Genomic DNA, 12900 nt, shown 5'->3' with positions numbered 1-12900 from the left:
ATCATTTCCCCCTTCTAATACATTCAAAAATGGGCTAAAGTTAATTTTTTTTGAAAAAAGTCTTGAAAAAATTTGGTGGATTCAGAATTTACCCCTACCTTTGCACTGTCAAAAGGAAATAACACCACTCCTAATGACAAAACGAAATAAAAATTGCCTTGTGGTGTAATGGTAGCACGTCGGATTCTGGTTCCGCCTGTGAGGGTTCGAATCCTTCCAAGGCAACAAAACAGAGGGCTAAATCTTAAGATTTAGCCCTCTGTTGCTTTTATACCGCCATACAATTAATATATTAGTTCGAAAGCTAAATCTTCTACGCGCCCCGGGGCTGTCTGTTTTTATGCCTAAACATAGCTGGGTTTTACTATGCGACCAACTTCTGGCGCAAAGTTCAGGTTGACTCCCTGAGTTTCATTTCGCCTCGCAGTGTGATTTTTTCAGGTGACATATCGTGAGTTTCGATTTTACGTTGCAGGATTCTACATGCCTCAGATGCCATCTGATTGACGGGTTGTTCGACAGCGGAAATGGTTGGGAAGACAAGTGTGCATAGAGTAGTCCCGGATAGACAGCAAAGGGCAATGTCATCAGGAATTTTATAGTGCAACTTCTGTAGTACGCTTTTCGCACCCAATACGGCTGTCTCCGTAAATCCGAAAACGGTATCGAAGTCCAGACCGAGAGACAGGAACTGTTCCATAGCCTGCACTCCTTCATCGGCGGTCAGTCCGCCATCCACCACATATCTGGCGTCAAAAGGTATCTGGAATTTCTCCAGAGCTTCCCGATAGCCTCTATAGCGATCCACAGCATTGCTTACATAATCAGGTCCGGCGATATGAACGATTTTCTTACGTCCACGCCTGATTAGCGCTTCAACCATAAAATGCGACATAAGATTGTCGTCAATGCTGACCTGCGAAACATCCATTTCACTGACTTTCCTATCGAAAAACACCAGCGGTATCCCACTATCCATCAGCCGCTGAAATGCCTTGTTGTTTTTAGATTTGTGACAAGGGCAGATCAAGATACCATCAATCCGGCATTGTTCAAACATGACAAGATTTTCCAGTTCCTGCTCAGAATCTTCATTTGAGACGGCAATAATTGTTCTGAATCCATTCTTACGCATATATTTCTGAGCCTGCTGAATGAAAGTCATGAAGAACGGTGTGACAATCTCAGGTATTATTATTCCAATATTTTTAGTCGTCTGACGTCGCAGGTTGACCGCAAGCTCATTCCTGCGGTAACCCATTTTTGTTGCCGTCTCCTGAATTTTACGCATTGTTTCCGGTTTAACGTTGCGGGAATCTCCGGCAAGAACTCTGGATACTGTAGATTTTGATATGCCAAGCTCCTTGGCAATATCTATTATGGTGATTTACCCAAAAGGAGTCGGGACTAATTTTGCATCACAAACATCATCAAGTCAATCCGTTAATCTCTTAAATCCGAAAAACATGAAAAATTCAGTTGAAATAGCTGAAAACACAAAAGTGCCACTCATAAGCAAAATCGCTTATGGGTTTGGAGACGTAGGCTGCAATTTCAGTTGGTCATTTGTAGTCTCTTTCCTGATGATTTTCTATACCGATGTGTTCGGCATCGGCATGGGAGCGGTGGCAACGCTTCTATTGATTTCAAGAATATGGGATGCTGTCAATGATCCATTAATCGGCAGTCTCTGCGACCGCACCAGATCACGCTGGGGGGCGCTATAGTCCATGGCTGTTGTTCGGAGTGCCGTTGACATCGATTGTCCTTATCCTCTGTTTCTGGGCACAGCCGGAAATGGGATATACATGGAAAGTTCTATATATGAGTCTCACTTATGCCCTGCTTGTACTTGGCTACACATGCGTCAATCTTCCATACGGCACTCTATGTGGCGCGATGACACAGAATATCGATGAGAGAGCCAAGCTCAATACCAGCCGCTCGGTCGCAGCGATGGTGGCAATTGGCATCATCAATATTGTGACAGTCCCGTTGGTGAAATATTGTGGCGACGGCACACTGAGCAATGCAAGAGGTTTTATATGGGTAGCCATCATTTATGGTGCCATCTTTACTGCGTGCCACTGGTTCTGTTTTGCAAAAACAAAAGAAGTGGTCACGCCTCCATCCCGGAAATCATATCCCGTCAGCCAACAATTACGGGCGGGGGGCGAAAAACAAGCCGTTCATAATGGCTGTGATCGGTCAACTGCTCTTCGGGTTCATACTCTACGGAAGAAATGCCGATCTGATATACTATTTCAAATATGTGGAGGGCAATGAGAATCTGTTTCCATTTTTCTCAATGGTTATCATTCTGCCGAGCATAGCAGGAGCGGCACTATTTCCAATGGTGTTCAAGCTGACAAACAACAAGGGATGGGCCGCAAGTGTCTTTAGCCTGCTGACAGGCGTAAGCATGATACTGTTGTATTATTTCTCGCCAAACACATCGCCGGTTATGTTCTATACACTGGCGGCGCTGGCCCAGTTCTGCAAGGCCCGTGGAGCAAAGAAAGTTCTGATTACCGACATCAGCGACCTGCGTCTTCAGAAGGCGCGAGAATGTGGCATTGAATACACTGCAAATGTCGCCAAAATCCCTCTTAAGGAAGCTGTCAAAGAAACATTCGGCGAAGAAGGCTATCAGGCAGGATTTGAAGTTGCCGGAGTCGAATCAAGCATCCGTTCACTGATGGAGACAATCGAGAAGGGTAGCGACATTGTGATTGTGGCAGTCTTCTCGAAAGACCCTGCGCTCAGCATGTTCTACCTCGGAGAACATGAGCTACGGCTCATCGGTTCAATGATGTATCGTCATGAGGATTATGAGACTGCGGTTGATTTCGTCAATAAAGGAAGAGTGGATCTCACACCTCTGGTAAGCAATCGTTTCCCATTCGAGAAATATGATGATGCCTACCGTTTTATCGACGATAACCGAGATACGTCGATGAAGTTGATTATTGATCTTGAAGAAAAAACCGACGCCTAAGGTCTGCGTTCAGATGAAAGCAAGTGCAATAAAGGTATATCTGACAATCATCTATTCTTTAGGTACCTTTTCGGCAATTGCCGGAGACAGAAGGAATTGCCCTGTCTCCGGCCCTTGCCAACCAGTGGCTGACTATCTGGACTTTGATTTGCGTATAGCCAACAATCATCTCTGGCGTGGCATCGAGGTGAGCGACGGGTTGGTTATATGCACCTCCCTCAGCATACATGACAGGAATAATATCGTGAATTTCGGATTCTGGAACGGGACAAATGTCAACGGTACATACAAGGAGTTCAACTTATTTCTGGAATTTTCCATGAAAATGTTCAATCTTGCCTTGTGGGACACATATAATTTCTCACCGGGAGCGAACTACAACAATAAGGAGTTTTTCAATTACAGCGCACGGACTACCGGAAGATTCCTTGATTGCATCCTTTCATATAATTTCGGGCCCAAATTCCCTTTGTCGCTTACATGGTCAACAATCTTATTCGGCCGTGACAGATATGACCTCTACTCAACCGGTTCTAAAAATCGGTATTCCACATACGTCGAGGTGACCTACCGTTGCCTTGACAGACAAGAGTGGACAGTCGATACCTCTGTCGGCGGAACATTCACCCTTTCGCACAAATCGGGCGACCGCTCAACATTTTATTCGGATAGGCCGGGTTCATTGATGTGAAAGCAAAAGTCACCTATTCCGTCAAGATTACTGAGACTTACCGTATCCCGGTTTCGGCTACGGCTATGTTCAATCCGGTTGAAAACAGAGCTTATTTTCAAATCGCTGCTCAGGTTTTCAGTTTCTAACCACAATCAATACCTATTCCAAGCTCCCGACATCTCGCCGGGAGCTTGGAATTAGTATTGATATGATTAGCTGTTTTCTATTTTTCCCGGATAGTCTTCTATTTCCCGGATAGTTTTATATTTTCCAAAACAATTTTATACTTTTCAATTTTCCCAATATTAGAATGGACGGAGGATTGCTGAGTTGATTTTGTTTTCAGTTTCCACACGACCTTTTTCCGTCTTCTTTCCGTAGGGGAGCATGTATGTGAGGGAAAGGCTGACATTGCGCCCTGTCAGATCGCTAAATAACCGTGAATGAGACTGATATAGGCCATAATTCGCATCTGTTCGTGTACACATCCGTCTGTCAAGGAAATTTTCAACACGACATTCTGCTGCCCAATTGCCATGCTGCCAGTTAAGTGAAAGGCCATATTGCGCAGGATTACGCACCTTTACTCCTTCTATCCCAAGCACGCTATATGGTAAGGCATAAGTCCCCTTTATCTGCCAATCCCCGTACATGTATGACGCACTGAAATCAGTCCGCCAATCATTGCTTCTTGCAGGCCGGTATTCAGAATCGAAACGGTTGATGCTGAATGTTGCGTTTCCTTTCAGCCGTAGCTTGTTGTCGAGAAGATTGGCCGACAGACCGAATATCAGTTTGTTATAAGAGAAATTACCGTCATTGACAAGCTGATGATACATTATGTTGCCCTCCGCGAAGTATCGGTTGGAAGTGTTGTCGAAGTATTTCAGGAAATCGTAGGTGAACGACAGTCCGAAATGCCCGAAACGGCCATTATAGCTTACAAAGTTTTGAAAAGCGTTCAACTGCTTAAGGTCGGGATTTCCCATTGTAGCCTCGAAGAAGGACGTCTGTATCACTGCATCGTTTTTGTATGATGGATTATAGATACTGTGGAGATAATTGCCTGTAACTGAAAGAGAATGTCGTTGATTGATGGCGTATGTCAGACCATAGAACACCTTTGGGGAGATCTGATTGTCGCTATGGTCTCCGATTGTGGAATATAAGTCGGTTATACCTGCTGAGGCATAATATGACAGACCGAATGGCAGGTTATGGTCGATGTGCAGCATGGCCATCGCATGGTTGTTCTTCAACGTCTGCTTGCTTGTGAAACTGCCGGAATAAACATCATGGTAATAGTTATAGTATTCATCGACAGTCAAGCCGATGCTGAGTCCATTTGAGAAAGATTTGAAATACCCCAAAGTGGCACTTGCCAATATGTTGTTCTCCTTAGTGTTGTTTGTAATTGCGTCAACATTAGTTTCCAGATAGTTACTTCGGTAGTTCGTATGTCCGTGGCGTAGGGTTGAGATCGCCATAATTGTATGGCCTCCGGGCAAAAACAGATTATAGTGCATTTTCACTACCGGTGACAGACCTCGCTCTTTACTTTTTCGGATGGCCTCGGAAGAGAAATCATAGAGACCTGTGTAAGTGACATTGTCCTGTAAGAAATTCCTTGGGGTGGCGCTTCGTGTCATGGCCACTGAAATGTCAAACGAATGGTTCCCGGCTGCATGGGCTAATTTGAAGTTGACGTATTGGGAATTTGAACGGGTTTTGCTCCCGACGGGCAAAATGGCTTGATTCAAAACTCCGTCATTGAGCATGAATACATTCTCCGCGCTGTTGAGCTGAGAGCGCTCATCCCATTTCCCATTTGCCGTAAGCGTCAGTGTGAGGGCATCTTTCTTGTAGTTGACCATTCCGATATAATTACCGTATTGACGTACCAATCCTTCATCGGCTGAAAGATAGACGTTGCCTCCGTAACCATACTGCGCGGTAATGAAATTCATCACCGCCCCGCTACCGACATACTGCCCACCGGGATTGCGTTGGTAATCAATCTGCACAATCTCTGATGCAGAGAGTGTGGCGAGTTCATCCGGATTAACCTCCACGCCATTGACGAGTATTCTGACATCACGGCCTGCCGCAGTCGAAATGGACTTTGCCGAAGCATTGACATTGAAATCCGGCAAGTTCATGTTTTCCAACAGGGTGTAGCCGTTGGTGCTGTGTTTCTTCTCCAGCTTTGTAGGCCGGAGTATGACCTTCTTGGCAGTTTCAATCTGCGCGTCGGCAGTAACCACCACTTCATCGAGATTGTTGGAAATGGAGTCGGGCGAGACTTCTTGTTGTGCGGATGCCATCGAAGGCAATGTCCACAGTAGGACAAACAGTAACTTTTTCATGCTAAAACGAGTTTTTCTTTAACCTCCGACACGCGGTAGAGATAAAGCGAAAATCGCTCTCATAGCCGTTAGTAGCGGCGGTTGTTTTTGGCTGCAAAGCAAATGAAAAAGTACCGACAAGACCTAAAATTTTGTCTGACATTTATCTGACAAAACACTGACAATGCAGCGTGTCAGCCACTTACACGAAGCTCATAAGACTCTCCTCGGTTACAGATTATTTCGATATCAGTTTCTGCAAGAGCCGTTTTTGTGCGTCTCACCAAGGTATAAAGTGATTCCTCCGCATTGCTCTTATTGTCCCAAAGGGCTGAGCAAAGTGTGGCTTTGTCAACTCTCATATCGGGTGCCTCCAGAAGCATCCGGGCAAACCGTCGCTGCATAGGAGTGAGTTTGATTCCGTCAAGAATATGTTCGGTCGAATGTAGCGGAATGCCTGCCATTTCCGGCAGTTCTGTTTCTTGCAAAGCAATGGGCAGGCCGATAACTTTTCGTGGCAATAAAAACATACCCGCCATCGAAAGGATGGAGAGAGCGAAAAGGACACTGGGCAACGTCTGATCGGAAGCGGCAAACACTGATACCATCGAACAGTCAGCGAAACCTTGAACCTGTATTGCAACTCCATCGACTGCCCGTTCAGGCACAAGCATTATGGAATCCGAGGCAATTTTATTCCCTTGGAGTTTAGGCGCAGTCCTCTTCTCGTCAACCAAGGCAAGAGTGAAATATGCCTGATCTTTCAGAACAGAATTTCTGAAATTCAAATCAGATGCTTGATAGATGAGCGGTTTGCGGGTGGCTTCATGCATTTTTCTCAATGCCGTGATGGTATCCTGACGGGTCCACAATTCGCTGTTTTCATGAACCAATGCAATCATAGCATCGTTAAGGTCATTCGCGATGCTTGTTTTAGCGTTGGAATATGAGAGGCAACTCGACACGACAGATGCTATCATCAAAGCCAAAGGAACCAACATTCCGTATCGGAGCATTTTCCCATTCTTATCCGCTATTTTCATAATTCCATTCATATTCAAAATCTAAATTTGCTATTTACACACCTCATATCTCTCACTAAAAATGATACGTGGCAACTGTGTCACGGGAAATTTCAATATCAGATTGGAAATTGCGTGACGACACATTATCATACCTCCCGGTTGTGAGCGAAACACTTTTCTTCAGCCCACAGGAACTACACCACAACCATATACAACAGGCTGCAAGTATCAAAGACGATATTTTGAGGCGCTTATTTCGCATATTTCTTGAAACGTAATTTGTACAAAGATACCACAAATAAAAATAAAAACTATCAACAAATGTCGCAAGTCATGGATTTTAGCATTTTTTGCTATCATTTTTTCGCAATCGACTCAGATGTAGAGGCCTGATATTGAGAATACCAATATATGAATATCAGTCGGTTCATAAGTCGTGAGGATAGTTGGTTTCCTCCTTGTCGAAGTTGACTTCGGATTTTTCATTAGTTGAAGCTGTACCGACACCATACGCTGCCTGAATTTTAGCAGCAAAATTTGAGTGCTGAAACTTCCACCAATTGTTGAAAAACTTGTCACGGGTCACTGTGGTGAAGCCCCATTTATCATCATAAGTAAAAATTCCGACTTCTGAATTGGGATTCTGCACAAGGCCATTTGCTTCAAAGACATAATCATTGTTGGCATCATGAGCTTCAAGAATCAACCCCGGCAGACCGCAAAGTTTCCATGGTCCATCCTGAATGGGAATCTCAGGTGCGAACCAAGCTATCCATCTTCGCCCACGATAATCGGCAATAGCCTCAACACATTCATAACCCAATATGGTCTTGGTGCTATCCCCAATCACCCATTCGGGTTTCTCCCAATCCTCTGAATACTGCCATCGCTCCATATCAAAATAGCAACGTTCCGTAACTTTGCCTTCAGGAATATTCTTATAGATATAGTTCCAATAATAACCACATGCCAACTGGGTATCATCGCGCTTGCCACTCATAGTTCGTGCCTGATCCATGGCCCAAAAGCTCGCAGGGTCACATACCATTATCGAATCCTGCCATAAGCGTTTTGTGCCGCAAAAAACAGATTTGTTTTTCCCGATTCTAAGCATCACAGGATCCCTTGAAAAATGAGAATTCCGTTTTGTTGTATCATTCACCGCAGTGCGTATGTAATGAACTTCAAGAATCGCCGCATCTGCATCCTTGACATAATCTTTTGCAAATGCCGTAGTTGCAGCCAACAAAAGCAGTATAAAAATCAATTGTTTCATATCTATTCGTGATAATCGGTTTCAAGGAAATCCATATTCACTTCTTCGACAGTGCGTATATGGCCATGTCCCAAAATGGTCATTTAACAGGGTGATACTTTGTCGTATTATCAAGCAAAAATACAACCAATAAAAATAAAAACTCTCAACAAATGTTGAGAATCAAGGATTTTAACACTGTTTGCCGTCATATCCTTCATTGTTGGAGGCTGCATGTTACTTTACATCCATTGCTTTTGTCGGTAAGTATCATCTCGATTCTTTTCACAGGTTGAGATCCGGAAGGGAGTGATGTGATATTTTTTTCCCAATCGAAATTGAAAATGGAGTCAAACATTGTCATGTACCCGTCATCGCCTCCCATTGTATATTCATACAGTGCGAACTCTTCATCGCTTTTATGATGCAACGAAAATTCCATTGTGAATATATTTGTATCTCTATGAAAGATCTTGAAAATACCTTCTCCGACAGTCATAGGTCGAAAAGTAATATTTTGACACCAAATTACCTTTAAAGGCTTGGTATTGTCTTCATTGCGTATAAATCTTATCTCCCTACCAACTTCAAAGAACTCATTGGTATTAGTTCCATCAATTTCATCAATTCTGAAAGACAAATAGAAATCTTCAACTATAAAATGTAAGGTGACAGTAGTTTCAGTCTTTACGTCCTTAATGGTCAAATAGGACTCTCCAGTCTTTGCTGACTGTATATAAATCGCAATTCAGCCCGGCGAAAGATTTTTCTCTCGTCGGGCTGTGATATGGTCTTTTTATTTTGAAATTCCGTCAATGAAGTCCACAATAATTTCCAGAACTTCGGGAGCGATTGTCTCGCGGATTCCCGAATACTCAGCTATCTCTCCCGTTGAGGCATGTTGAAGTAAATGGTTGAGTCCTTCCAATTCTTTCACTACAGCTTTCTTGCTTTTGGCCCGTCGTATCACTCCGAGATTTTTACTGGCATCAACCTGAGTGTCGAGCGTTCCGTTGATGGCAAGAAACGGGCAGTTTATATTCTTTATTTCGGCTCCTGCATCAACTGCAATCAACTCGGCAAAGTATGGCGTATAGGCAGCAACATTTTGCTTGAGCGATGACATCACTGCCGTAGGTACCGTTACACCCATTGATTGTGCAATTTTGTTAACATCAATCGAAGAGGCAGGTTTGCCTCTAATTATTTCATCGAAAACGGTATCAATCACGGCTATACTACCTTCTATTTCATTTCCAGCAAGTCCCATTCCCTCCATATGATGTCGATTTTGGTCAAGAATAGTTTGTTTGCCTTGGATTGCCATGCCGGCCAAAGAAACGATGAAATCTGGTATATGTTTCGCTGCAAGAAGCATGGCGATAGTACCGCCTTCTGAATGACCGAGTATGCCAACATTACCAAAACGTTTCAAACCGCGCACAAACTTCACTGCCGATTCGCAGTCCGTTTCAAATGTAGTTAATGTTGATGTTGCGAAATTTCCTTCCGAATGTCCGACTCCACGGTCATCATAACGAAAAGATGCGATTCCATTGCGGGCAAGATAATCAGCAATGACGGCAAAAGGATGATGTTCGAACCCTTCTTCATCTCTATTTTGCGGACCGCTCCCAGTGACCATAACTACCACCGGAGTATTTTCAGTCGCATTTGGAGGAACCGTCATAGTGCCTGCAAGTATAATTCCATCGGAAGCTGTGAAAGTGGTATCTGACATTTGATAGGGGTATGGTGGCTTCGGAGTCTGAGGACGTCGCAAGTCTATTGGCTCCTCTGGAATTAATCTCAATGGGAAATTGTAGCCTCTCTGAGAGAATACTCCGTCAATCTCACTCCCAACTATACGGGCATCGTATGTTGCACCGATATTTCCAGCGGAAACAGATATGCTGTCGGATGACAAATAATTGACCATCAATGGTAATCCTTTTACATTTTGTTGTGGAGAATCAAGTGTAAATGTCGGAGATCCATCGGGTGCCTCATTGAAATTGAATACAAGGGGCAACGCAAAATTCCCCATTCTCAGTTCTCCTCTCCATGCGCCCGATAAAGCCGTAGTGGATTCTGCTTGAAGGCTAATCGAAGATATGGCGCATAAAGTCAGGTATAATAGAACTCCTTTCATTTTTAATTTATTCATTTTGAGTTGTTTTATTGTTTAATCAAAGTTGTGTTAGACTAAAGATAGCCTACCCGTCCGCAAAGTTACAACCAATAAAAATAAAAACTCTCAACATATGTTGAGAGTCAAGGTTTTTAACACTGTTTTTTGTCGTTTTTTCGCAGTCGGCTCAGATGAGTGGGCGTAATGTTGAGGAATGAAGCGATGTCTTTGAGCGAAAAGAGGTCAAAAAGATTTGGGTGGTATTTGACAAGTTCATCGTAACGCTGCTGAGGTGATTTGACATATAAATCTACATAACGGTCATAGACAGTTGTATAAACAGCTTCAGTCGAGTGCATCACAATATCTTTAAAATCCGGATCGGCGTCAATCATCTCATTGACATCCTTGGTTGGGATGCAGTAAATCTCACAGTCCGAGACTGCTACTATGGCCAGTTTAGCTTTTTGTCCGTATATGCAAAATGGCCAGTCAGCAACCAATCCTTCGTCAAACACCAGTCCCATCACATGCTCCGTACCATCAGTGGAACGTGCCACATATTTAAGCGTCCCGGAAACGATATATCCGATATAACGTCCCACCTCGCCGATTGAAACGAACTCCTCCCCTTTGGCAAAACGCCGCAAAGACCCCCTGCTGACACACAACTCGCGCCAGGCATCAAAATCAATCTCTTCGATATATGTATTGAAATGCTCTATCATACTCAGTTGACGCTGCAAAAAATAGATATTCTTATTGCTCTACCTCTTTACGACAACCCATAAGTTGCCAAAAGCAAAATTAGTATTTATTTTCTGAAACAAATTTACATTTAAATAAAAAACGCACGATCTCATATATGATAGAAGTCCCTATAACGCGTTCCGCATTAGCGTTGAAGTTACAGAACAAGGAGGCTGCGTTTTTTGCACAGTCTCCTTGTTATATGGTTTTCTTTCTGTCATGAAAAGAGGGTGCACTATGAATTTTGACGCACCCGCACAGGAACGGTATCAGCACAGGACTCCGATTATAGCAATGATGATACCTGCTAATTGGAATAGCATCAAATAAAATCGTTTCCTTTTGTAATCTGCTTCAATCTCTTTCATTTTAAGCGGCAACTGCTCATACTCTTTCTTATCTCTCATCATTTTACTACTTAGTAAAAGCCAAGGGATGAAAGATAGAAAGACCATTATAATACCAATATAAAATAGTATTGACATATCCAAAGTATTAACTGTTTGTGTTTTAATATAAAACCAAATGGCCGACAATAAAGTTTACTCTAACAAGTCCCAACGGTTTACTCAACTTATCGGCGCGAACAATACCATTATCGGCTCAGGGCGACGTACCGGCAACACCGACAGTATAGCTCCGTTGCACAGTATAAAAACATGATTTAATTGGCAATATTACGAGGCTTTTGATTTTTTAGGTGGGGTAGACAAAAGTCAGACACTAATTTCAAGAGAAATAAATCAAGGCATAACAAAGTCAGGCACCGAGTATCACTACTTGAAGCCTGACTTTTTCATTGGGTTTGTTTAACCGATTATTAATTTGACTGATTATTTGCTTGACCTATTATTAATGCTCGATTAACCTATTATTAATATTAGATTGGTGATGTATGCAAAAACCTGAGGGTTTCTGTGTGGTCGGTTATTTTTCTATCCATTCCTTGATTTTGTCGGTGCTTGCCGGAAGTCGGAGGCCAGTGTGCCATTTGAGGGTAGGATAACCTTTCTGCAAAGTTGCGTCAGCCTCCGACATAGGGCTTTCGTATGATGTGCAGAAGGGATAAAGTTCCTTGCCTTTCAAATCCGTGGTATCAAGGAAGGTGCGGATTACAGCCGGCTCTTCGTGCCACCAGATAGGAAAGCCGATAAAAACGGTGTCATATTGACTGAAATCCACGTCCAATGGCTTGATTGCGGGACGTAATGTCTGGTTTAGATGCTCTTGAGTGCATCGTGACTGTTCGTTTACCCAATCGACATCGGCTGCTGTATATGGCTCGGCAGGAAGTAGCCGAACTATTGGCGAACCTGTCACTTCCGCCAATTTTTTAGCGGCAAGCTCTGTATTGCCTGAATGGGTGAAATAGACTATTATGGATTTCATGTCTTTTCCTGTTTTTGCGGTAGGTTCGGTCGCTGAGAGGTTGAAACTGAACAACAGAGCGGCTATCGCCATGACCGAGTTTATTATGTTTTTTATCTTCATCCTCTTATTTGATTAGTTGTGAGCCATCATGGAATGCCTTGCCGATGATACCTCCCAATTCACGATAACTGCGTGTTTCAGAATCGTAGGAGATGGGACGGAGCAATGAATAATCAAGTTGTCCGGCTTCATTGAACAGGTTTTCTTCCGCCTGAAGATTGACTACTTTACCGACAACACGGGTTTCTCCGAGTTCATCGTTGATTGATATAACCTCACATTCCATTGTCAA

12 protein-coding genes, 1 tRNA gene and 1 pseudogene are annotated in these 12900 nt (G+C 43.3%); 5 read left to right on the top strand and 9 right to left on the bottom strand.

The features are described 5' to 3' along the window. Window positions 1-154 precede the first annotated feature (154 nt). Window positions 155-225 (top strand) — tRNA-Gln (locus QZ310_RS06105). A gap of 166 nt (window positions 226-391) precedes the next feature. Here the strand turns inward: QZ310_RS06105 and QZ310_RS06100 are convergent. Beyond that, window positions 392-1378 (bottom strand): LacI family DNA-binding transcriptional regulator, encoded by a 987-nt coding sequence (locus QZ310_RS06100; protein WP_297071560.1) that lies wholly within the window; start codon window positions 1376-1378, stop codon window positions 392-394. 88 nt (window positions 1379-1466) lie between these two features. Between QZ310_RS06100 and QZ310_RS06095 the strand changes: the two genes are divergently transcribed. The 4 genes from QZ310_RS06095 to QZ310_RS06080 all read left to right on the top strand — a co-directional run bounded on the left by QZ310_RS06095 (window position 1467) and on the right by QZ310_RS06080 (window position 3689). Then, on the top strand, window positions 1467-1727 hold the full coding sequence (locus QZ310_RS06095; RefSeq protein WP_297071461.1) for an MFS transporter: 261 nt from the start codon (window positions 1467-1469) through the stop codon (window positions 1725-1727). 19 nt (window positions 1728-1746) lie between these two features. Then, entirely contained in the window at window positions 1747-2286 is a 540-nt protein-coding gene (locus QZ310_RS06090; RefSeq protein ID WP_297071459.1) for an MFS transporter, read from the top strand. Further along, on the top strand, window positions 2195-2998 hold the full coding sequence (locus tag QZ310_RS06085) for a zinc-binding dehydrogenase (RefSeq protein ID WP_297071457.1): 804 nt from the start codon (window positions 2195-2197) through the stop codon (window positions 2996-2998). Before QZ310_RS06090 ends, QZ310_RS06085 begins: the two co-directional genes overlap by 92 nt. A gap of 124 nt (window positions 2999-3122) precedes the next feature. Beyond that, window positions 3123-3689 (top strand): hypothetical protein, encoded by a 567-nt coding sequence (locus QZ310_RS06080; protein ID WP_297071455.1) that lies wholly within the window; start codon window positions 3123-3125, stop codon window positions 3687-3689. A 287-nt stretch (window positions 3690-3976) separates the two neighbouring features. Here the strand turns inward: QZ310_RS06080 and QZ310_RS06075 are convergent, their stop codons facing one another. The 8 genes and pseudogenes from QZ310_RS06075 to QZ310_RS06040 all read right to left on the bottom strand — a co-directional run. Next, window positions 3977-6037, bottom strand: a complete 2061-nt coding sequence (locus QZ310_RS06075) for a hypothetical protein (protein ID WP_297071453.1) — start codon at window positions 6035-6037, stop codon at window positions 3977-3979. Between the two features lie 173 nt (window positions 6038-6210). Beyond that, the gene (locus tag QZ310_RS06070; RefSeq protein ID WP_297071451.1) at window positions 6211-7059 is read right to left on the bottom strand and encodes a hypothetical protein; all 849 of its coding nucleotides are present in this window, start codon (window positions 7057-7059) and stop codon (window positions 6211-6213) included. A 409-nt stretch (window positions 7060-7468) separates the two neighbouring features. Continuing rightward, the gene (locus QZ310_RS06065; protein ID WP_297071449.1) at window positions 7469-8317 is read right to left on the bottom strand and encodes a GLPGLI family protein; all 849 of its coding nucleotides are present in this window, start codon (window positions 8315-8317) and stop codon (window positions 7469-7471) included. Between the two features lie 196 nt (window positions 8318-8513). Beyond that, on the bottom strand, window positions 8514-9002 hold the full coding sequence (locus QZ310_RS06060) for a hypothetical protein (RefSeq protein ID WP_297071446.1): 489 nt from the start codon (window positions 9000-9002) through the stop codon (window positions 8514-8516). A 90-nt stretch (window positions 9003-9092) separates the two neighbouring features. Continuing rightward, the gene (locus QZ310_RS06055; RefSeq protein WP_297071444.1) at window positions 9093-10463 is read right to left on the bottom strand and encodes an alpha/beta fold hydrolase; all 1371 of its coding nucleotides are present in this window, start codon (window positions 10461-10463) and stop codon (window positions 9093-9095) included. Between the two features lie 116 nt (window positions 10464-10579). Continuing rightward, a complete protein-coding gene (locus QZ310_RS06050) occupies window positions 10580-11155 on the bottom strand; it encodes a Crp/Fnr family transcriptional regulator (RefSeq protein ID WP_297071442.1) in 576 nt (191 codons plus the stop codon). 949 nt (window positions 11156-12104) lie between these two features. Continuing rightward, window positions 12105-12566, bottom strand: a complete 462-nt coding sequence (locus QZ310_RS06045; RefSeq protein ID WP_297071440.1) for a flavodoxin — start codon at window positions 12564-12566, stop codon at window positions 12105-12107. A 106-nt stretch (window positions 12567-12672) separates the two neighbouring features. After that, window positions 12673-12900, bottom strand: a pseudogene (locus tag QZ310_RS06040) (flavin oxidoreductase); the annotation flags it as partial.

Source organism: uncultured Duncaniella sp. (genome assembly GCF_910577345.1).
Taxonomy (GTDB): domain Bacteria; phylum Bacteroidota; class Bacteroidia; order Bacteroidales; family Muribaculaceae; genus Duncaniella.
Note: the sequence above shows the minus strand (reverse complement) of the source record. Positions and strands in the feature narration are given on the sequence as shown.

Excerpts from the sequence above, each read along its gene's own strand:
- QZ310_RS06095 (WP_297071461.1), top strand. The coding sequence starts at position 1,467 with ATGAAAAATTCAGTTGAAATAGCTGAAAACACAAAAGTGCCACTCATA.
- QZ310_RS06085 (WP_297071457.1), top strand. The coding sequence starts at position 2,195 with ATGGCTGTGATCGGTCAACTGCTCTTCGGGTTCATACTCTACGGAAGA.
- QZ310_RS06075 (WP_297071453.1), bottom strand. The coding sequence starts at position 6,037 with ATGAAAAAGTTACTGTTTGTCCTACTGTGGACATTGCCTTCGATGGCA.
- QZ310_RS06070 (WP_297071451.1), bottom strand. The coding sequence starts at position 7,059 with ATGAAAATAGCGGATAAGAATGGGAAAATGCTCCGATACGGAATGTTG.
- QZ310_RS06065 (WP_297071449.1), bottom strand. The coding sequence starts at position 8,317 with ATGAAACAATTGATTTTTATACTGCTTTTGTTGGCTGCAACTACGGCA.
- QZ310_RS06055 (WP_297071444.1), bottom strand. The coding sequence starts at position 10,463 with ATGAATAAATTAAAAATGAAAGGAGTTCTATTATACCTGACTTTATGC.
- QZ310_RS06050 (WP_297071442.1), bottom strand. The coding sequence starts at position 11,155 with ATGATAGAGCATTTCAATACATATATCGAAGAGATTGATTTTGATGCC.
- QZ310_RS06045 (WP_297071440.1), bottom strand. The coding sequence starts at position 12,566 with ATGAAATCCATAATAGTCTATTTCACCCATTCAGGCAATACAGAGCTT.